This window comes from Kribbella sp. NPDC050281, from assembly GCF_040655855.1.
Lineage (GTDB): Bacteria > Actinomycetota > Actinomycetes > Propionibacteriales > Kribbellaceae > Kribbella.
The window spans coordinates 133,277-153,324 of sequence record NZ_JBFAKS010000019.1 but is presented as its reverse complement, the minus strand read 5'-3'; the positions used below and the strand labels follow the sequence as shown (position 1 = coordinate 153,324).

Annotated in this window: 15 protein-coding genes; 6 read left to right on the top strand and 9 right to left on the bottom strand. The window is 68.1% G+C overall.

The features are described 5' to 3' along the window. Positions 1 to 93 precede the first annotated feature (93 nt). Positions 94 to 1,743: a methane monooxygenase gene (locus AB0I34_RS21915; protein ID WP_131354050.1), complete on the bottom strand. Its 1,650-nt coding sequence runs from the start codon at positions 1,741 to 1,743 to the stop codon at positions 94 to 96. Between the two features lie 95 nt (positions 1,744 to 1,838). Continuing rightward, positions 1,839 to 2,084 carry a hypothetical protein gene (locus tag AB0I34_RS21910; protein ID WP_360447640.1) on the bottom strand — a complete coding sequence of 82 codons (246 nt, stop codon included), beginning with the start codon at positions 2,082 to 2,084 and terminating at the stop codon, positions 1,839 to 1,841. 162 nt (positions 2,085 to 2,246) lie between these two features. Between AB0I34_RS21910 and AB0I34_RS21905 the strand changes: the two genes are divergently transcribed. Further along, positions 2,247 to 4,052 (top strand): GAF domain-containing protein, encoded by a 1,806-nt coding sequence (locus AB0I34_RS21905; protein WP_360447638.1) that lies wholly within the window; start codon positions 2,247 to 2,249, stop codon positions 4,050 to 4,052. A gap of 2 nt (positions 4,053 to 4,054) precedes the next feature. Here AB0I34_RS21905 and AB0I34_RS21900 read toward each other — a convergent pair whose 3' ends face one another. Then, positions 4,055 to 5,245, bottom strand: coding sequence for a mandelate racemase/muconate lactonizing enzyme family protein (locus tag AB0I34_RS21900; protein ID WP_360447636.1), 1,191 nt, complete (start codon positions 5,243 to 5,245; stop codon positions 4,055 to 4,057). A gap of 155 nt (positions 5,246 to 5,400) precedes the next feature. Here AB0I34_RS21900 and AB0I34_RS21895 point away from each other — a divergent pair, with 155 nt between their 5' ends. The 3 genes from AB0I34_RS21895 to AB0I34_RS21885 all read left to right on the top strand — a co-directional run bounded on the left by AB0I34_RS21895 (position 5,401) and on the right by AB0I34_RS21885 (position 7,665). Next, positions 5,401 to 6,432 (top strand): LLM class flavin-dependent oxidoreductase, encoded by a 1,032-nt coding sequence (locus tag AB0I34_RS21895; protein ID WP_360447634.1) that lies wholly within the window; start codon positions 5,401 to 5,403, stop codon positions 6,430 to 6,432. Positions 6,433 to 6,436: 4 nt separating this feature from the next. Further along, on the top strand, positions 6,437 to 7,135 hold the full coding sequence (locus AB0I34_RS21890; RefSeq protein ID WP_360447632.1) for an NADPH-dependent F420 reductase: 699 nt from the start codon (positions 6,437 to 6,439) through the stop codon (positions 7,133 to 7,135). A gap of 161 nt (positions 7,136 to 7,296) precedes the next feature. Continuing rightward, positions 7,297 to 7,665, top strand: coding sequence for an STAS domain-containing protein (locus AB0I34_RS21885; RefSeq protein WP_360447630.1), 369 nt, complete (start codon positions 7,297 to 7,299; stop codon positions 7,663 to 7,665). Here the strand turns inward: AB0I34_RS21885 and AB0I34_RS21880 are convergent, their stop codons facing one another. The 4 genes from AB0I34_RS21880 to AB0I34_RS21865 form a co-directional block, all read right to left on the bottom strand. After that, positions 7,666 to 8,529 (bottom strand): EamA family transporter, encoded by an 864-nt coding sequence (locus AB0I34_RS21880; protein ID WP_360447628.1) that lies wholly within the window; start codon positions 8,527 to 8,529, stop codon positions 7,666 to 7,668. It abuts the gene before it with no gap. A gap of 83 nt (positions 8,530 to 8,612) precedes the next feature. Then, positions 8,613 to 9,302 carry a DUF4386 domain-containing protein gene (locus tag AB0I34_RS21875; protein ID WP_360447626.1) on the bottom strand — a complete coding sequence of 230 codons (690 nt, stop codon included), beginning with the start codon at positions 9,300 to 9,302 and terminating at the stop codon, positions 8,613 to 8,615. Then, complete coding sequence (locus AB0I34_RS21870) at positions 9,299 to 9,550, bottom strand: hypothetical protein (RefSeq protein WP_360447624.1); 252 nt, start codon at positions 9,548 to 9,550, stop codon at positions 9,299 to 9,301. The genes AB0I34_RS21875 and AB0I34_RS21870 overlap by 4 nt, the downstream gene beginning before the upstream one ends. 52 nt (positions 9,551 to 9,602) lie before the next feature. Further along, entirely contained in the window at positions 9,603 to 12,182 is a 2,580-nt protein-coding gene (locus AB0I34_RS21865; RefSeq protein WP_360447622.1) for a LuxR C-terminal-related transcriptional regulator, read from the bottom strand. Positions 12,183 to 12,346: 164 nt separating this feature from the next. On the opposite strand from AB0I34_RS21865, the gene AB0I34_RS21860 reads away from it, so the two are divergent. Both AB0I34_RS21860 and AB0I34_RS21855 read left to right on the top strand, forming a co-directional pair. Continuing rightward, entirely contained in the window at positions 12,347 to 14,170 is a 1,824-nt protein-coding gene (locus AB0I34_RS21860; protein WP_360447620.1) for an ABC transporter ATP-binding protein, read from the top strand. Then, positions 14,163 to 15,944 (top strand): ABC transporter ATP-binding protein, encoded by a 1,782-nt coding sequence (locus AB0I34_RS21855; RefSeq protein ID WP_360447618.1) that lies wholly within the window; start codon positions 14,163 to 14,165, stop codon positions 15,942 to 15,944. Before AB0I34_RS21860 ends, AB0I34_RS21855 begins: the two co-directional genes overlap by 8 nt. On the opposite strand, the gene AB0I34_RS21850 is transcribed toward AB0I34_RS21855, so the two are convergent. Continuing rightward, on the bottom strand, positions 15,935 to 16,456 hold the full coding sequence (locus AB0I34_RS21850) for a hypothetical protein (protein ID WP_360447616.1): 522 nt from the start codon (positions 16,454 to 16,456) through the stop codon (positions 15,935 to 15,937). The genes AB0I34_RS21855 and AB0I34_RS21850 overlap by 10 nt on opposite strands. Further along, the gene (locus AB0I34_RS21845) at positions 16,453 to 20,010 is read right to left on the bottom strand and encodes a CHAT domain-containing protein (protein WP_360447614.1); all 3,558 of its coding nucleotides are present in this window, start codon (positions 20,008 to 20,010) and stop codon (positions 16,453 to 16,455) included. The genes AB0I34_RS21850 and AB0I34_RS21845 overlap by 4 nt, the downstream gene beginning before the upstream one ends. Between the last annotated feature and the right edge of the window lie 38 nt (positions 20,011 to 20,048).

Sequence of the window (20,048 nt, the reverse complement as noted above, 5' to 3'; positions counted from 1 at the left end):
GCAACGCGCCGGTCTTCGCATCCAGAGCTGATGCGATGCCATCGGCGTACCCGTCTCGGTAGAAGGGTGCTCCGATCGCGCCCGGGGAGGGGATCATGCGTCGGCGGGTGCGCGGCCGGCGGGGCCTCCGCGTACATAGCGGGCAGCGAACGCGGTCCGCTCGTCGTCGCTCATCTCGTTCAGCAGCACGTTCGGGCTCGCCAGCGGCGGGCACTTGCGCAGGTGATCGAGCGTCCACATCTTGTCCGGGTTCAGATCGAGGTGCGGCTGCGCGACCATGGTCTTGCCGTCGTCCCTGACGAAGCCCATGTCGGACACCACGTCGGCCCAGTTCCAGCCGTGGTACAGCGTCTCCCACTCGCGGTGGCCGATCAGCTTGCCCATGTTCGGCGTCTGCCGGCCCTGGTACGTCGGCCGGAAGGCGACCTCATCGGTCCAGCGGCACATGTCGTGGCAGTAGGTCCGCCACTGGCCGTCGACCTTGGCCATCACCATGTCCTCGCGGACCAGGCACGGGACCATGCAGGTCCAGCACCGGTGCGGGTACTCGTAGTCGACGTCCTCGAAGACGATCGGCTTGTGCCCGTTCGGCATCGACAGGCGGTTGTAGTTCTCCCACCAGGCGCCGTACTTGTCGTACCAGCCGGGGTACTTGTATTCGAACCACTCGAAGTCCTTGTCGGTCATCGGGTCGATCCGCCAGTAGTTGGCCAGCCAGCCGGTGGCGAAGAACTGCGCCACCTCGTGCACGTAGCCCTTGTTCCAGATCTGGTTCCAGGACTCCTCGATCAGGTCGTGCGGGATCTCGAGGCCGTACTTCTCCAGCGGCACCAGGTAGCTGCGGTAGTAGTCGTCGTAGATCCAGCGCCGCCACATCTCCGCGTAGCTCTCACGGTCCTTACGGCGGTCCTTGGTGCCGTACTCGATGAAGGTGCCGATCGCGGCGTCGACGACACGGTGGTTGTTCCACCACGCGTAGCGCAGGTCGCGGGCGAGCAGCTGGTGGTTGCCTTCGTCGGCGAGTGCCATCAGCAGCGTCGCGTAGCCGTTGCTGATGTGCCGGGACTCGTCGGACTGGACCGAGTGGAACACGGTCGGTAGCAGGTAGTCGCCGTTCGCGGCCGCCTCGGCCGGCATGGCGACGAACAGCGTGTTGGTGAATGCCGTCTCCGCCACGATGGTCAGGTAGATACTGGCCGCCGTGATGGCATCACCGGTGATGAATCCCTCGGCGAACTGACGGCCGATGGTGCCGCAGTAGTCGCTCTGGAAGTTCCGCAGGCTGGAGTTGAAGCCGGCGGGGTCGATGTAGTTGTTCATGTACAGGCGCTTGAGGTTCTGCTGGATCGTCGAGTGCCGTACCTCGTCGATCATCTGGATCGCCTGGCCGTTGTGCAGTTCCGGGTTCGGCACCGTCCGGAACAGCAGCGGCATCGCCCGGGCGGCCGAGATCTCCGGCAGCGGGATGATGCTCAGGAACAGCTTCTGCCATTCCAGCCAGCGTTCCTGCACCTGGCGGAACATGTTTCCGCGGATGGCTCCGTCGGAGGCGCCGTACACGCGGTGGTCCTTCTCCTCCTGCATCGGGAAGTACGACCGCAGGACCTGCTTCAGGGGGTCCTTCTTCTGCGCCTTCTGGAACGTGTAGTCGGTCCCGTAGTGCGAGACCGGCTCGTGATACGCAGGTTCCCAGGACAATTCCTGGATCTTCTGGTGGGCCTTCGCCACACTTTGGCGACTCATGGCACTCCTCACACTCGTGGCCGACTGCACTTGCAGTACATCGCCGCTGTGACCGCCGTGGAGGTCTCAAATTGAGATGACGGACGGTCACCGGCTCAGGGGCTGCCGAACATCGCCTGTCTGAGCTCCGCCAGCCGGGCGTTCTTGGCCAGCGCGATCTGTTCGTCACCCTGCGCGTCGGGGTGGATCCCGAACGCCTGCAGGAGAGCGGCGGCCGACTCGCCCGGGTTCCCGGTCGCACCGAGGACCGGATGGAGCCCGGCGTCGGCCAGGTGCTCGAAGACGACGTTCACGACAGTCCACGGGTTGTAGGTCTCCCGGCTCGGGACAGCGCTGTCCATCGCAACCTCCTGATCGCTGCTTCGATCACAATCCCGCCGGGCCTCGATGGGTGTCTCAATCTGAGACGCCATTGGCGCCGGACTGCATTAGTCTCGAAGTGCGAGCGACCGGTGGGGCGGTGGCACTTCAGCACCCGTGCCCACCGTGCGTCAGGAGGCCCCGTGGAAGAACTCGTGCTCCCGACGGAAGACGACAGCGGGCGGGCCGCAAAGGCACGGCTGAACTTCCTCACGCTCGACCCGGTCGGGCCGAAGGACGTCCGGCCGTCGATCCTTGCCTCCTGGGTCAGGTCGCGGCGGTGGAATCTGCCGGCCGATCGGATCTCGCTGCCCTACGTCGCGGATCCCGACCTGGAACTTCCGTTGTCCAGGAGCGCGAGACCAGTCCTGCAGCAGTTGCACGAACACCTTGCCGGTCAACCGATCAGCGTCATCCTGACCGACCGGACCGGCCTGGTGCTCCAGCGCCTGACCGCCGACACCGAACTGGCCCGGCACCTGGACAAGGTCCATCTGGCGCCCGGCTTCAGCTATTCCGAGGAGTTCGCCGGGACGAACGGGATCGGAACCGCCCTCGAAGGCGGCGGACCGATGCATGTCTTCGGGCACGAGCACTACGCCGAGGATCTCGAGGACCTCGCCTGCGCAGGCGTGCCGATCAAGCATCCGGTCACCGGCAAGACGGTCGGCGCGATCGACCTGACCTGCTGGCGCAAGGACGCCGGCACTTTGCTGATCGCGCTCGCCAAGACCACGGCCGACAACATCAGGGCAGCGATGCTGACCGACAGCTCGACTCGGGAGCTGGCGCTGCTGCAGGCGTACCGGCAGAGTGCACGCCGGCTCGGCGACATGATCCTGGCGGTCGACGACGACCTGCTGCTGATGAACGCCAAGGCCCGGCAGTGTCTCGACGCCACCGACCAGCGAGCCGTGCTCGGGTACGCCGGCGAGCTGCTGGCGCGCGGTGGCACCGACGCCGTCGTGGTCGAGCTGCCCACCGGGAGCTGGGTCAAGATCAGCTGCCGCCCGATCGCCGTCGGAGCGCGAGACGAGGCCGGCATCATCCAGGTCAGCCCGCACAACTCCGGCCCGGAGAGCCGGATGCCGACCGCGACGCATCGTCCACCGCCCCGGCCGGTCCTTCCCGGCCTGGTCGGCCGCAGCGCGCCGTGGCTGGGCAGCAGCCGTGAGGTCGACAACGCGTGCCGGGCCGGGCAATGGGTCGTACTCACCGGCGAGCGTGGTGTCGGCAAGGTCGCACTCGCCCGCGCCGCGCACCACCAGAACAACCCGGCCGGCCTGTTCCACATCGTCGACGCTGTCGGCTCGAACGGCGGATTCGGCGCGGAGCTGGAGGCCGAGCTGGCCGACGACATGGTCCAGGCACTGGTGATCCGGCACGCCGACCGCCTCGGCCCGCGCGATGTCGAAGCGACGATCGAGGCCCTGTACGACGTACTCGAGCGCCGGCCGTCCGAGCCGCCGTGGATCGCGCTCACGATGACATCGGACGGCACGGATCTCCCCGATCTGGGGGAGTTGCTGGCGTTGTTCCCGCTGACCGTCGAAGTGCCACCGTTGCGGCACCACATCGAGGATGTCCGCGAACTCGTCCCGTACGTCCTCAACCAGGTGAGCCACGGTGACCTGAGTTGCTCACCGGAAGCGATGCAGCAGCTGATGCGGTCCGCGTGGCCCGGCAACACCGGGGAGCTGTGCCAGGTCCTCAAGCAGGTCGTTCTCCGCCGCCGTCGGACCGGCGTGATCATGCCGGCCGACCTCCCGGCCCGCGTCCAGGCCATCAGCCGCCGCAGCCTCAGCCAACTCGAGGCCCTCGAACGCGACGCGATCATCCGCAGCCTCGTCGCCAACGACGGCCACAAGGGCCGAGCCGCCAAGTCCCTCGGCATGTCCCGAGCCACGATCTACCGCAAAATCCACGACTACGGCATCCAACCCTCGTAAGTTCACAGCCTGGTGATGATCCGATCCACCGTGTCGCTTTCGGCCAGACCGGGCCGTAGTTGCACGCCGTGGCCGGGGGCGTCGGAGATCTGGATGCGGCCGTTCGTGATTTGGGGGAGGCCTTCGACCAGGTCGGCGTACCAGGTGCGGAGGAAGGCTCGGACTGTTTCTTGGATGAGGCCGTTGGGGGAGGCGAGGGCCAGGTGGGTGCAGGCGGCCAGGGAGGCGGGGCCGGTGCAGTCATGAGGGGCGATGGGGATGCCGTAGGTGTCGGCTAGTGAGGCGACCTTGCGGGCTTCGGTGAGGCCGCCGGTCCATTGGACGTCGAGGGTGGCTACGTCGATCGCGCCGGATTGGAGGAGCGCGGCGAACCCGCGTCGTCCGACAGCCGTCTCGCCACAGGCGATCGGTACGTCGACCGACGACGCCAGCACCTGGAGGGCGTCGACCGCGTCAGAGCGCATCGGATCCTCGACCCAGTACGGGCGGTACGGCGTGAGTGCCTCCATGATCGTGGTCGCGGCACCGCGGCTCCACAAGCCATGCAACTCGACCATGAGGTTCATGTCCATCCCGACCTCGGCCCGGATCGCCTCGATGACGGCAAGACCTCGCTGCAGGTCGTCGTGGCCGATCGTCAGCCCGCCGGTCGCCTCCGCGGCCTGGTCGAACGGCCAGACCTTGAGACCACCGATGCCCTCGTCGAACAGTTGCCGGGCGAGAGCGGCGGGCCTGGTCATGAACGCCTCGAGATCCTCGTACGGGCGTTGCTCGGCGGAGCCATCCGGGATACCCCAGTTGTCCGACCGCTGTCGCGTGCTCGAGCCGATGTACCCGGGCCCGGCGCACGTGTTGTAGATCGGCACCGACGTACGCACCGGACCGCCGAGCAGCGCGGCCAGCGGCAGACCGGCGTACTGCCCGAGCAGGTCCCAGAGAGCGAGGTCGACGGCAGCGTTGCCGCGTACCTCCGCGCCGGCGCCCTGGAACCCTAGGTACGGCGTGAGCGCCTGCGCCATCGCCTCCGGGGTGGCGTCCTCGGCCTGCAGCACCACCTCGGCGGCGGATTCGTGGATGTATGCCTCCACGGCCCGGGCACCGAAGAACGCCTCACCGAGCCCGATCCTCCCGTCGTCGGTGTGCAGACGCAGGAACAACAGATTCGGCTGGATCCGGGGTCGGATCGTCTCCACGGCGGTGATTCTCACAGCGGCTCGCACCTGCCTCACGCTTCGGGGATGGTCCGGACCATCCTGTCAGCGGCCGGAATGAACGTGCCGCCAGCAGTGTTGACATGTCAACCTAGAATTGTTCAGGCTGGCGTGGACGGCAGATGGGAAGTGGACGGATGAGCGACCTCTTGTTCGGGCTCGACACCTTCGGGGACATTCCGGAGGGTGACAACGGCGAGCTCGTGCCGGCCGCGGCGGCGATCCGGCAGGTGGTCGAGGAGGCCGTGCTGGCCGACCAGCTCGGTGTGGATGCGATCGCGCTGGGGGAGCACCACCGGCCCGAGTACTCGATCTCGACACCGGAGACGGTGCTGGCCGGAATCGCATCGAAGACCGAGCGGATCAAGCTCGGATCCGGCGTGACGGTGCTGAGCTCCGACGACCCGGTCCGGGTGTTCCAGCGGTTCTCGACCGTGGACGCGTTGTCGAACGGACGCGCCGAGGTGATCCTGGGTCGTGGTTCGTTCACCGAGTCCTTCCCGCTGTTCGGTTACGACCTGAAGGACTACGACGTTCTGTTCGAGGAGAAGCTGCAGCTGTTCGTGCGGTTGCTCGACGAGAAACCGGTCAGCTGGGAAGGCACCACCCGGGCCGCGCTGGACAACGCCGAGGTCTACCCGAAGACCGAGTCCGGCCACCTGAACACGTGGGTCGGCGTCGGTGGATCGCCGCAGTCCGTCGTGCGTACGGCGTACTACGGCCTGCCGTTGATGCTGGCCATCATCGGTGGAGCGCCGGACCGGTTCGCGCCGTACCTCGATCTCTACAAGAAGGCGGCCGAGCAGTTCGGCACCGTCGCGCACCCGGTCGGGATGCACTCGCCGGGCTTCATCGCCGACACCGACGAGGAAGCGAAGGAAGTGTTCTACCCGCGGTACAAGGTCATGCGCGACCGGATCGGCGCGCTGCGTGGCTGGCCGCCGATCAAGCGTGAGGAGTTCGACGCCGAGGTCGCCCACGGCTCGATGTACGTCGGGTCGCCGGAGACTGTCGCCCGCCGGATCGCCGGTGCGGTCCAGAAGCTGGGTGTCGGCCGGTTCGACCTGATCTACAGCGCCGGACCGGTGCCGGCGAGCGCCCGGATGAAGGCGGTCGAGCTGTACGGCACCAAGGTCATCCCGATGGTCCGCGACATCCTGGCGGGCTGACGTCATGACCGACAGAACCACGATCGCCATCCTCGGTGCCGGCAAGGTCGGCACCGTGCTCGCCCGGCTCGCGGTCGCGGCCGGTTATCGCGTACTGATCGCCGGCTCGGGTGACGTCTCGAAGATCGCGCTGATCGTCGAGATCGTCACGCCGGGCGCCGTCGCGACGACGGCGGACGAGGCGGCGGCACAGGCCGATGTCGTGATCCTCGCGCTGCCGCTCGGGAAGTACCGGACTATTCCGGTCGAGGCGTTGCGCGGCAAGCTCGTGATCGACGCGATGAACTACTGGTGGGAGGTCGACGGCATCCGCGACGACCTGACCGATCCGCGGACGTCGTCCAGCGAGATCGTGCAGGACTTCCTGCCCGAGTCCCGCGTGGTGAAGGCCTTCAACCACATGGGCTACCACGACCTCGACGAGGGCGCCCGCCCGCACGGATCCCCGGACCGAAGGGCCATCGCGATCGCGGGCGAACCCGCGGACACAGCCGCGGTTGGGGAGATCGTCGACGCGCTGGGCTTCGACCCGGTGATCGCCGGCCCGCTCGCCGAAGGCATGCGACTCGAACCCGGGACCGAGCTCTTCGGCGCGAACGTCCCGGCGGACGAGATCCACGCCATGCTCACCCGCTTCCCTGACACTCCGCGTGGCCAGGCGGTCAGCGAGGCCCGGTCGGAGGACTCCCGCCTGACGGCGTGACCCACGCCTCGGTGTCACGGTGAATACGGGTGGGTACGGGACGTATGCACGTGGCATGTCGAAGGGACGGCCCGCAGTACGTTCGAGGAGTCGCAGTGAAAGCAGTGAGACGTTCGGGGGCCGGGCATGTGAGTACACCGCGGGTGGTCCGATCTGCCAACATGCCGACGGACGTGAGTGGTCCGTTCGTCTGCGGCTGGTCGGCGGTCGGAGACTGCGCGGTGGTTCGCGTCGCGGGCAGGATCGACGACGTCAGCGCGCCGGCGTTCGAGACCGAGTTACACCACGTGATCACCACCAAGCGGCCGACGCTCGTGGTCGATCTTCGCCGGGTGAGTCACATGGATCGTTCCGGCATCGAGGTGCTGAGGACCGCCGGTGAGTTGGCGGTCCAGCACAACGGATGGCTGCGGGTCGCCGGCGCGGCAACCTGGCTGGCCGAGTTGTTGTCGGACCTCGGCGAGCGGATCCGTCAGTATCCGAGCCTCGCGGACGCGTTGCCGTCGTACCGGCCGGCTCCGTCCGCGTGATCACGCTTTCTCGTGGTGCAGCGCGACCGCTGCGACGATGACCGCGACTGCCGCGAGGTCGGCGAGCGTCGGGATCTGACGCAGTACGACGGCACCGATCGCCGTCGCTGTAGCGGGCAGCAAGGCCAGCATCAGTGCGAACGTTGATCGCTTGAGCCGGGCCATCGCGAGTTGATCACTGACATACGGAATGACCGACGAGCAGACCCCGACGCCGACCGCAGCGGCCAGTAGCTTCCAGTCCGTGAACGCCGGTTCGGCCTGCATGACCCCTACCGGCAGCGCGATCACAGTGGCGATGCCCATCGTGAGCGCCAACCCGTCGATCCTGCGCAGTCCGTCGACGCGCGACACCCGGTGTCCGAGTACGACGTACGCCGCGAAGAGGAGCGCGTTGAGCGCTGTGCAGAGCAGACCGATCCAGTCCTGCGACAGCCTGATGTCGGTGAGGATGTAGACCCCGGCGACGGCGAGAACGAGCGCCAGCAGGTTCCGGAGGCTGCGAACCGCGATCGCGGCCAGCACGATGACCGGTGCGAACTCGGCCGCGGCGACCGTTCCCAGCGGCACCCGGTCGATCGCCATGTAGAAGCTGCAGTTCATCACCGCGAGAACGGCGCCCCACCCGGCGAGCAGTTTGCGGGTGGCCGGGTCCAGTGATCGCCATGCCTTGAGTGGCCGGCGCCAGAGCCAGAAGATCGTGCCTGCGGCCGCGATCCGCAACCACGCGACGCCGAGCGGCTCGATCCGCGCGAAGAGCAGGACTGCCATGGCCGGCCCCAGATAGTGGAAGATCGCGCTGACGACGAAGTACGTCTGTGCAGGTACGACGTCGACCAGCCCGGCGTCCTTGGTCTTTCGCACCCCACAACCGTAGGAATCGGGCACCTCACCCACCATGGCGTTCCGGTAAGCGTGAGGTGCCCGATGCCTTCAACTCGACAGGTTCAGACCCGTCGGAAGCCCTTGGTGGTCAGGTAGACGCCGACGGACAGCTCCCAGGCGGCGACGGGCAGCGTGGCGAGCAGGGACCAGGTGGACGTCTGCGTGTTGTGGCCGAAGACGGTGAGCATGTTCGCGGTGAAGAGAATCGGCGCACCGATGAGGCCCAGTGTGGGGATGATGCGGGGGACCAGGCGGGACCGGTAGAGCAGGGTGCCGAAGAGTACGGCGTTGATGGTGGCCATGAAGCCGGGTCCGAACAGGAACGTCCAGTCGCGGACGGCGACCAGTGCCTGACCGGTCGCGACGTCGCCGGCCTGATCCTGCCGCAGGGTGACGACGGCGAGAAGGCTGACGACACCGACCATGATGATGGCGGCCTCGATCAGCCGGGAGCTGACGAAGCCGAGCGCCAGGGACTCGTTGCGTCGCTTCACCACCGGATACACCGCGACCGCGGAGCCGACACAGGTGACGGCGTTGACGAAATCGAGGAAGCAGCCCCACAGGACGCGGGTGTCCTGACCGGCGCCGGTGATGTAGCCGGCGTCGTTCAGCACCGGGCTGAGCAGCACCAGCGCGGGTATCGAGGCGGCGAACGTGATCAGGTAGAAGATGCCGCCGGCCCGGGCGTTGTTCCTGGTCGGGTCTGCGGTACGACGGTCGGCGGATGCAGTTGATGCGGTGATGGTCATGGCAGTTCTCCAGGTGATGAGTGCTTCGCCGGATCGGAGTCGATCCGGGCGACCGACAGCAGCGGGAGGCCGAGGTCGCGCAGCTTCTGCAGTACGCCGTGCAGTGCGGCCTGGTCGGCGACGCGGCCGTGGATGACCGTGGTGCCGTCGGCGGCGCTGGTGACGGTCAGGCCGTCGAACCAGGTAGCCCACCGCGGGTGGAGCTGCCCTTGCAGGCGGATCTCGTACCAAGCTGAATCGTGCGACATGTCCGCAAGCTACGAGCGCTTGTGGTGACCGGGCATCACATCATGTGGTGATTCAGCGTGTGAGCAGGTTGAGCTGGTGAGCCAGCCGGACCGCGCTGCGCCGGTTGGTCACGCCGAGCTTGGCGTAGATGTGCTTGGTGTGAGTGCGCACGGTGTTCAGCGACACGACGAGTTGGCGCGCGATCGAAGGGCCGTCGAGTTCGCCGGCAAGCAACCGCAGTACGTCGAGCTCCCGGTCGCTCAGCGGGTCGACCAGGACCTGCTCTCCGGCCGGCTTCGGAGCCTGAGAGGTGGGCCGGCGTACCGCGTCCAGCAGCACGCGCGGGTAGAGCCGGTCGGGCCGGCGTTGCGCGAGAGCCGCCAGCATGGACGTCATCGGCGGCCCCTCGGCGATGAAGACACGGACGTAGCCTTCGGGCTCGGCCAGCGTCAACGCTCGTTCCAGCGGATCGACGCCACCTTGGGCGAGCGCCCGGAGTACGAGGATCTCGATGACGGTCCCGGTGCGGCCGCCTGCTTCGGCCGCCGCTTGGAGTCGTTCGAGCAGCCGGATGGCGTCGCCGCGTGCCTGCTCCGCGAGGAGGATGCGGGCCAGCGTCAGGTGCTCGTACTCGCGCAGGTACGAGAGTTCGTCGTCCATTGACAGACCCTGCTGACGGATCCAGTCGCGGGCGGCGGACAAGTGGCCCTGGGCAACCAGGACGCGCGCCCGGAGTGCCGCGATCGGACGAACATTCGGTGCGAAGTCGCCGACGTACACCCGTTCGGCCGCATCGAGCTGATCCCGGGCGCCGACGAGGTCGCCCTCCGCTTCCTGGAGGCTGGCCATCGCCACGCGCCATCGATAGGGGTTCTGCGGCAGGCCGGCGGCCGGTCCCAGGTCGTCGGCGCGGCGTAGATAGTTGCTAGCGGCATCGAGATCGTTCCGCTCCAGTGCGAGCCGGCTCAACCCGACGTACATGTCCGCTGTCCCGCGGAGACCTTCGCCGAGGTCTAGGGCTCGCTCGAAGGTGCTCTGGGCCCGCCGGAGGCGACCTTGCGTGATCTCGACGTCGGCCAGGGTGATCGAGCAGCCGAGGACGTCGGCGATGTACCCGATCCGTTGCAGATCCCGCGCGGCCGTCGTGTAGCCGTCATGCGCGGCTTCGAGATCCCCGTCGGTCCAGTGCGCGAGACCCGCCAGCGCCGAGGCGGAGGCGGTGGTGAGGTGGTCGCCGTCGACAGCGCGCTCGATCGCGCGGCCGGCATGCTCGATCGTCCCGGCCGGATCGCCGGAAGCCAGCGCCAGCGCGGCCCGGTACTTCTCGATGGCGCCGGGCAGCTTGACGAGTTCGCCACGGTCGACGACCACCAGTGCATCCGTTGGTCCGGCCAGCACACGCTCGACGTCGTCGATCCGTTGCCCGACACCGTCGAACTCGTTGCAGGACATCAGCGCCCCGACGAATCCGACTGCGAGCACAGGCCGTTCCTGCACGACGTCGTTCGGTATGTCGTCCAGCCAGCGTCGCAGCGTGGGTTCCTGCCGCTCCCGTTGCAAGGCGGGCACGGCCAGCTCGACCAAGTCCGCGGCATGCTCAGCGTCGCCGGCCGCAAGGGAGTGCTGCACGGCTGCGACAGTCTCTCCGGCCTCCTCGTACCAGCTGCTGGCGCGCCGGTGCAGCTCCTCGAGGTCGCCACGTTCTTCACGCAGATGCGACCGCAGTACGTCGCCGAAGAGGTGGTGATAGCGGTACCACCGGCGATGGTCGTCGAGCGGGACCAGGAAGAGGTTCTGCCGTTCGAGCGCCTCGAGCATCGCCTTGCCACCGGACCGTCCGGTTACGGCATCACACAGCGGTCCGGTCAGCCGGTCGGCGATCGACGTCTCAAGCAGGAACCGGCGTACGTCGTCCGGCTGCCGGTCGAGCACCTCGTCGAGCAGGTAGTCCACGACGTACCTGTCATCGCCGGCGAATCCTTCGATGAACGCAGTCGCGTCGTCACGCCCTTGGAGCGAGAGTGCCGCCAGCCGGAGAGCGGCGATCCATCCCTCGGTCCGCCCTTCGAGCGTCGCGATGGCCGCCGCATCAAGATCCAGCCCGGTCAGATCGTTCAGGTACGCCGTCGCCTCGCCGACGGTGAAGCGAAGATCGGCGGCGCGGATCTCGACCAGCTCGCCACGCGCACGCAAGCGAGCAAGAGGGAGCGCGGGGTCGGCCCTGGTGCTGATCAGCAGCTGCACCTGTGGCGGCAGATGCTCGACCAGGAACGCCATCCCCGGCTGGATCTCCGGACCGTCGGCGAGGTGATAGTCGTCCAGCACAAGATCCACGTCCTCGGGAAGAACGCTGAGCTCGTTGAGTACGCCGGCCAGCACCGACTCGATCGGCGCCTGACCCGACCGGAGCAACCCGAGCGCGCCCTCGCCGACACCCGGAGCAGCGCGCTCCAATGCGGTCAGCACGTAGGCCCAGAACGTGATGGCGTGACGATCGCTCGCCTCCAACGAGACCCACGCTGTCCGGCCCGGGCGCTCGGCCACCAAGGCCGAGAGCAGGGTCGTCTTTCCGAAACCCGCCGGTGCCGACACCAGCGTCAACCTGACCTCGTCCCGTCGTCGCAGCCGCTCGGTGAGCCGCGCTCGTGGCACGAGAGCCTGCCGGTTCCGGGGCAGATAGAGCTTTGATTCGAGGAGAGGGCTGTGCATCACCAACGCATCACCAGCTCCCCTCGTCGGCGTCGTTGGAACGAGCGTAGGGCAGGGCCTGTGAAACTCGGATGTTTTTGTCGGTGGTCCCCGTTACGGTCGGTCAAGTGCTGACTCTGTTGCGGTACGCGCTGCGTGTTGCACCGTGGAGCACCGCCCTGACGATGAGCCTGGCGGTGCTCGGCTCCTTGCTGGGCATGGCCGTCGTACTGCTCACCGGCCGCGTGGTCGGCGCCGTTCCCGGGGTGATCAACGACGCGCCCGGAGCGATGCCGATGACCGAGTTCAGCTGGCTGCTCGGCGGACTGCTGGTGGTCTTCGTTCTCGAGAGTCTGACACCCGCGATCCACCAGGTGGCGACGCTGATCATGGACGCGGCGCTCACCCGGGCGATCGGCACCGGCATCACCGAGCCGCTGCTCAGTCCGCGCCGGATCGCGCATCTCGAGGACACCGAGGTGCTGGATGTGCAGGAGCGGGCCAAGGGCAAGGGTGGCTTCCATCTCGCCCAGGGCTTGGGCAACCTGCCGTGGCTGCTCGCGAGCCGGGTCACCTTGATCGGATCGGCGGTCATCGTCGGTGTGATGTTCTCCTGGCCGGTCGCCGTGATGCTGGTCGCGGTCACCTTCCTGCTGGAGTGGTACGGCGGCCGCCTGATCGAGCGCGAGATCGACGTGTGGTGGGGCAACACCGAGGAGCAGCGCCGGGCCAACTACCTGTTCGACCTCGGCATGCGTGACGCGCCGAAGGAGCTGCGCGTCTTCGGCCTCCACAACTGGCTGGTCCAGCGGTACGTCCGCGAGTGGACCGCTGGTTTCCGCCCGGTCTGGGAACGCCGCCGCAGGAACGTGAAGTGGTCGATCCTGACCGGCGGCCTGCACCTGGCTGCGAACGGCTTGGCGATCCTGCTGGCCGGCCGCGCCGCACTGAACGGCGACCTGCCGTTGACCGAGGTCGCGACCACCGTTCCGGCGATCCTGGCCATCGGGGTGTCGAGCAACGGGTACGGCGTCGTCCAGGTGCGGCGCGGGTTGTCGGCGTACCGGGCGATGAAGGGGCTGCCGGGGACGATCGCCGAGCGTCATCCCGAGCCGCGCGCGACGACCAAGCACCGCGTCGAGACGATGCCGGCCCGCGAGGTCCGCTTCGAGAACGTGAGCTTCCGGTACCCGGGTTCCGACGTCGACGTACTCCGCGACCTCAACCTCACGATCCGTGCGCACGAAGCGCTCGCGCTCGTTGGCGTCAACGGTGCCGGCAAGTCCACACTGGTGAAGCTGCTCGGTGGCGCGTACCGGCCGACGACGGGCCGGATCCTGGTCGACGGCGTCGACCTTGCGGACATCGACCTGACCGCCTGGCAGCGGCGCATCGCCGCGATCGTGCAGGACTTCCTCCGTTTCCCGTTGTCGGTGACCGACAACGTCGCGTTCGGCGCGGTCGAGCGCGTCGACGACGAGGTCGGGCTGGCGAAGGTCGCCCGCGAGTCGGGCATCGACGACGTCGTACGCCGGTTGCCGGAGGGCTGGGACACCGTCCTCGACAAGACGTTCGACGGCGGCGTCGACCTGTCCGGCGGCGAATGGCAGCGGATCGCGCTGGCGCGGGCGCTGTTCGCCGTCCACGCGGGCGCCGGCGTGCTGGTGCTGGACGAGCCGGCGGCGGCTCTCGACGTACGGGCCGAGGCTGAGCTGGTCGAGCGGTACCTGGAGCTGACGTCGGGCGTGGCGTCGCTGATCATCTCGCATCGCTTCTCGGTCGTCCGGAACGCGGATCGCATCTGCGTGCTGGCCGACGGCCACATCATCGAGGACGGCACGCACGACCAGTTGCTCGACAAGGGTGGGACGTACGCCGCCATGTTCCGCCTGCAGGCCGAGCGATACGTGACGTCCTCGGACAAGGCCGGCAGCGAGGTCCTCGATGCGTAGCCTCCGGATCTGCTGGCTGTGGCTGTCCACGTCGTTCCGGGCCGCGCCGTTGCTGATGACGATCTCGGCCGTGCTCGTCGCGGCCAGAGCGATCACGGCCCCGCTGCAGACGTACGGCGTCAGCCGGCTCGTCGACGGGATCGCGGAAGACCAGTCGAGCACGATCGCGCTCGGCATCGGCATCATCGTCGGCGCGCTGGCGGTCTCGTTCGTCGCCGACGTCGTGGGCTGGCCGCTGCAGGACACCGCGCAGGAGCGGATGGCCGGTCGCGTGCACGCCGACCTGCTGGACGTGACGACCGGCATTCCAGGGCTGACGCATCATGAGCGGCCCGATGTGGCCGACCGGCTGGAGTTGGTGCGCGAACGTGCGTGGCGGATGGGCGTCGGCGCCGAGGTGCTGCTGTGGGCCTTCGCGACGATTGCCAACACGGTGACCGTGCTCGGGTTGCTCGGGTCGGTGAATCCGCTGCTGCTGATCCTCCCGCTGCTCGGTGCGTCACGGATCTGGTCGGCGTACCTGAGCAGCACGCGGCAGCACAAGGCGTGGGAGGACTCGATGCCTCAGGAGCGCCTGATCGACCGGCTGATCGAGGTGGCGAAGGACCCGCGGACGGGCCTCGAGCTGAGGGTTTTCGGGCTCGGACAGGTGCTGCTGGACAGGATCTTCGCGTTGCAGACGGAGCGGTTCCGGCGCCGAGTCGCGGCGGCCCGATGGGGCGGCAAGGTCGATGGGTCGGTCCGCCTCGTGTTCGGTCTCGCGTACGCCGCGGCCGTGGTGTGGATCATCGCGCGAGCCCGGAACGGGCAACAGACGGCGGGCGACGTCGTACTGGTGCTGCTGCTGGCGCCGCAGGTGGATCAGATGACCGGTGGGATCGCGCGGAACGTGTACTGGGTGGGCGAGGTCGTGCGGAGCTTCAGCCGGTACGACTGGCTGCGCACGTACGCGAAGGAGAACTCCTGGACGTCGAGCACAACCGCGGCACCGGCCCGGCTGGTGTCCGGCATCGAGCTGCGGAACGTCGGATTCTCCTACCCTGGCACGGATTCCGCCGTACTCACCGATGTCAGTCTCAGTCTGCCCGCGGGGTCGGCGGTCGCGCTGGTGGGGGAGAACGGTGCGGGCAAGACGACATTGGTGAAGCTGCTCGCGCGGATGTACGACCCGACGACCGGGCGCGTCCTGGTCGACGGCGTGGATCTGTCGACGATCTCACCGGATGCTTGGCGGTCGCAGCTCTCGGCGGGGTTCCAGGACTTCGTCAAGTTCGAGCTGGCGGCCCGCGACGTCGTGGGGCTCGGCGACGTCGACCGAGCCTCCGACGAGGCGGCCGTCCGTGCCGCGGTCGCGCGAGGCGATGCGGAGTCCGTCGTCGCCGGGCTGCCGCGCGGGTTGGATACGCAGCTGGGCAAGAAGTTCACCGACGGCGTCGAGCTGTCCGGTGGCCAATGGCAACGACTCGCGCTGGCCCGGGCGTTCATGCGCGAACGCCCATTGCTGTTGCTCCTCGACGAGCCGACCGCCGCGCTGGACCCGGAGGCCGAGCACCGCCTCTACGAGCAGTACGCCGCCGCCGCAAAGATCGCGGCCACCGAGACCGGCGGCATCACCGTGCTCGTCTCCCACCGCTTCTCGACCGTCCGCATGGCCGACCTCATCGTGGTCCTGCACAACGGCCGCGTCGAGGAGGTCGGCACGCACGAGGACCTCCTCGGCGCCGGCCACCGCTACGCCGAACTCTTCGAACTCCAGGCCCGCGCCTACCGCTGATCGCCGGTCTCCGACGACTGCCCGCCGGAGAACAGCTTGGTGATGGCCCGCAGCGGCGCGTCCGGCGTCTCGTACTCGACCTCCTCGATCTCGTCGATGGAGCCATCCGGGTTGTGCCGCTTGACCTTCAGCCGTCGCTTGATACCGCGCGTTGTCAGCAGGTACATCCCGTAGGCGACCGTGATGGCGATGAGGGCTATCTCGATGACGGGCAGTTGCGCCTTGGCATCCTGCAGGGCGCCGCGGACGGCGTCGCGCTCGGCTGGGTCCTCCCACGCCTCGGCCAGGATCGTCAGGCAGGCGGACTCGATCTGTGCACCGTCCTGCTCGACCCCTGCCAGCGCCGCGTCGAGTTCAGGACCGCGCTCTCCGGCGGCCTGCCGCAACTGGTCCTTCATCTTCGCCGGGTCCAGGTCGCCGCTCTTCTCGGCGAGGTAGTACCGCGTCGCCTGCTCCACCGCGTCGGCGTCGGGCCGCAACTCGGCCAGCAGTTCCTCGAACGTTTGGCTCATCTCCAGTCCCCCTCCAGCATCAAGGCCCAGGCATAGCGTGGCGGAAGAGTTTCCGCGGCGGCCGTGCAGGCCTGGTGTAGTGCACGGGCCAGATCCAGGTCGCCTGCCAGCCAGATCTCGAGCGCTGCGTCGAGAATAGGGGCAACCTCGGCGGGCGGCACCTCCCAGCGCGGGGCGATCAGTGCGCGGGTACCGGCTGGGCCGAAGGCGGTGAACAGTCCGAGACGCTCGCCCAGGCCGGTCCAATGGACGACGCCGCTCAGGCAGGCCAGTGAGAAGATCACCATCGGTGCCTGCTCCAGCGTCTGCAGTGCCGACCAGTCGAGCCGATGGCGCCGGCCGCGCTCAGTGGAGGCAGCGATCGAGTTCCGCAGCGGCAGCGCTCCCGCGTCGGCGACAATGATGCCCACTTCGTTCGTCTGCGGATCCTGATAGCCGTGGCAGAGGAGCTTGGCGATGTCGACCGTGCTCAACAGCGACATCACGGCCATGGCGTCCGCCGGCGCGTCCTCGGCGGCCTCGAACTCCAGCCCCGACGAGTTCGCGAAGGCCCGGGTTCGGGCGGTCGAGGTCAAGAGGGCGTTGCGGACCTCGTCCGCGTCCCCGTACTTCGGCACGCGCACAACGCCGATGCGTCGGACGGGTCTCACCTGCGTGTCCTGCAGGAGTGCGAACCATCCCGCTGCATACGAACACGTCCACAGCCCAGCGGAGGCAGCATGCCAGGGCAGTCCGACGAGGTCCGGGTGCTCGATGACGACCACGTGGTCGCCATCGGTCAGGTCCTCGGACAGTTCCCGCGTCCACCACGCGACGAGGGCCTGCCACTGGTCCTGCTGCAGCGGGTCACCTGAGCGTCCGCGCCGCCAGCCGCGGATGAGGTTGTGCAGAACAGGGGCGAGGGCGACCGGATCCTCGTCGGGTGCCTCGAGAAATCGCGACCGTACCTGCCCATCCGGCGTGATCACGGTGAGCATGCAGACGTACACCTCGGCCGTTTCGATCCACTCCACGACGCCGATGGTCCGGTCCGGTTCGGCCAGCGCCGCGAGCCGATGGTCATCCGGTAAGGGCGCGTCGCTGCTCCACGACCGGCTGTTCCGGGCCACCGTACGGCCGATCGCGTTGCGGCCCACGTCCGCCACCTGACGAAGCGCACTCCAGGGCGTGCTCTGCCGGTCGAGCACGCTGCCGAGTGCAGCTGCCGCCAACCGCTCGGCCGCATAGCGGAGTGACTCGGTGCTGGTCGCGACGGCAGCGAGGTCCCGGACATCCCGATACATCCGGCGCAGAGCCGTCGGCACCTGGCCGAGGACCTCGCCGGCACCCTCCCAGTCGTCGTGTTCGTAGGCGAACGCGGCAAGCCGCAGCAGCACGATCGCGTCGGGAATCTGTCCGAACTCGACGGCGAGTCGATCGGCAGCGAGCCATCGGTCCTGGTTGTCGGCGAGACCGAGGACATCGTGCAGGACGGCCGTCGCGTTCGCGGCGTGGCAGGCGACAGCGACGTCGCCGGCGGCGATCGCGCGATCGCGGACCTCGGTCAGGTTTCGGTCGATCGAGTCGGTCTGATCCTGATCGACCAGCTCCGGCGTCCGCCCGGCCAGGATGAACAGTGCCGCGGCCGTCGGCAGGACGACGTACGGATCGGTGATCACGGCGTCCGGATCGAGGATCTCGCGCACCAGCTCAGCCGCTCTGGCCGGCTCGTCGGGCGCGGTGAGGTTGGCGAGAGCAGCCCGGAGCGCGAGGGCACGGTGTGCCTGTGGACCGTCGGCAAGCGCGAGTGCGTGTTCGAGTGCGCTGATCGCCTCGGGTACGCGGTGCAACATCGCGAGCGTGACTGCGACCGAATGGAATGCCTCCAGGCGTTCCGCGGCCGTGCCGCGTGCGCTCAACGCGGTGAAGATGGCGAGCGCGGCATCCGGTGCGCCCGTTTCGCGCAGGAGAATCCCGATGTTGCGGTCCCCGACCGCCTTGTTCGCATCGCCGGCGTCATCCGGCAGGGCGGCTCGCGCTTGCCGGGCGACCTCCAGTGCTTCCTCGGGCAGTCCGGCCAGCCGCAGTGCGTTCGATCGCTCGGTCAGGAGCGCCGCTCGCCGCATGCCGCCCAACTCCGCCTCCCAGGGCCGCGGTTCCGAACCAACTCTGGCCAGGAAGCGTTTCGGCTGGCGGATCCGCTTGAGTCGCGAGCCCAGCCAGGTCTCGGTGGCGGCGCGTGCGTCCACTGTCGGGAACCTATCGATCACGCGGTCGGCAAGACGCTCTAGCTCGTCTGCCTGTCCGGCGCGGAGCAGCGGCGCGTCCATGTCCTTGATGAAGGACAGTGCCGAGTCGACGTCGTCGCCGCGCTCGTGGAACCGGTCCACGGCATCCAGCAACTCCTCGAGTCCGGGCTCCTTGCCGAACCCGGCGAGGACATCACTGACGACGCTGTCCCGACCGGAGAAGCCCAGGAACTCGACAACCTCCTGCACGGCGAGGATTTCCTCCCCCGTGATCCCGCCCGCCGCGGCATCCGCGCCGACCCGAGCGGCCTGCGCGGCGCGGTCCTGCACGAGAGTGGCGAGGAGGAACTGCGCGGCCCACCACGCGTCCTGCCTGGACACGGTGGCTCGGGCGAACTCCTCGGCCACCCGGATGGCGCCGAAGACGGCCGGTACCTCGGTGCCGTCCTGCCGATAGGCGAATTCGAGCGATGCCAGAGCAATGGCCCACTCGCGTCCGTCGCTCACCGGTACGTCAGCTCCCAGGTGCACCGCGGCTCTGGTGGCCTCGACAACGTACCTGCCGTGGAACGGGAGATCCTCGGTCTCGAGCGTGTCGGCGTACTCGTCGAATGCCTCGAGCGCCCCCGGCAGGACGTAGCCGCGCAGTACGTAACGCTCCAGGTCGCGTTGCAGGGACTCACCATGTATCTCGTCCTGCATCCACGAGTGGCATAGCGCCAACCAGACCTGGGCCTGCATCGACCCGTAGTACCGCAACACCGCCTCGAACGTCGGAGCGTCCGCCTGGCCGGCATCCTGGGCACGGACTGCGGCGACTCTGGTGCCTGGCACCGGCGCGATGGCGGGCACGATCGCAGCAGCGAACGCTTCGGCGGGAAACTGCCGCCAGTGCTCCTCGAGGTACTTCATCAGGCGATGGTCCGCGATGGCCGTTCCGGCAGCGTTGATCACGGCCAGACGCGCCTTCATCCGTGCGGCCACGCTGTGCATCAAGGCGTCCGCTGACGGATGTGCGACGTACGACCGGTCGACCGGAACTCCGGCGCGGGTGATCACTGCCTCGGCGTCCCAGCCCTGGGCCATCCGGCCGCACAACAGGTCGATCGCCCGTGGGTCGTCCGAGACACAGACCACGCTGACCTCAGCGTCCAGTGGATCGGCGCAGACCTCACAGCGCGACAGCAGCAGTTCGCCGGTGAAGAGCTTGCGCAACCCGTCGATCTCCGCATCGTGGACGACCTCGACGAGCCCACCGGCCTCGTAGGCAGCACTCGGCGCACCACAGTTCGGGCACAGGGATGTCACACCATCTGGATACGGCATCGCCCTGACGTTGCAAAGACGTCAGGGCGACGGCGAAC

Bases quoted from the DNA above. Each gene is read 5' to 3' on its own strand.
- AB0I34_RS21915 (WP_131354050.1), bottom strand. From the start codon at position 1,743: ATGAGTCGCCAAAGTGTGGCGAAGGCCCACCAGAAGATCCAGGAATTG.
- AB0I34_RS21910 (WP_360447640.1), bottom strand. From the start codon at position 2,084: ATGGACAGCGCTGTCCCGAGCCGGGAGACCTACAACCCGTGGACTGTC.
- AB0I34_RS21895 (WP_360447634.1), top strand. From the start codon at position 5,401: ATGAGCGACCTCTTGTTCGGGCTCGACACCTTCGGGGACATTCCGGAG.
- AB0I34_RS21890 (WP_360447632.1), top strand. From the start codon at position 6,437: ATGACCGACAGAACCACGATCGCCATCCTCGGTGCCGGCAAGGTCGGC.
- AB0I34_RS21885 (WP_360447630.1), top strand. From the start codon at position 7,297: ATGCCGACGGACGTGAGTGGTCCGTTCGTCTGCGGCTGGTCGGCGGTC.
- AB0I34_RS21875 (WP_360447626.1), bottom strand. From the start codon at position 9,302: ATGACCATCACCGCATCAACTGCATCCGCCGACCGTCGTACCGCAGAC.
- AB0I34_RS21870 (WP_360447624.1), bottom strand. From the start codon at position 9,550: ATGTCGCACGATTCAGCTTGGTACGAGATCCGCCTGCAAGGGCAGCTC.
- AB0I34_RS21855 (WP_360447618.1), top strand. From the start codon at position 14,163: ATGCGTAGCCTCCGGATCTGCTGGCTGTGGCTGTCCACGTCGTTCCGG.
- AB0I34_RS21850 (WP_360447616.1), bottom strand. From the start codon at position 16,456: ATGAGCCAAACGTTCGAGGAACTGCTGGCCGAGTTGCGGCCCGACGCC.
- AB0I34_RS21845 (WP_360447614.1), bottom strand. From the start codon at position 20,010: ATGCCGTATCCAGATGGTGTGACATCCCTGTGCCCGAACTGTGGTGCG.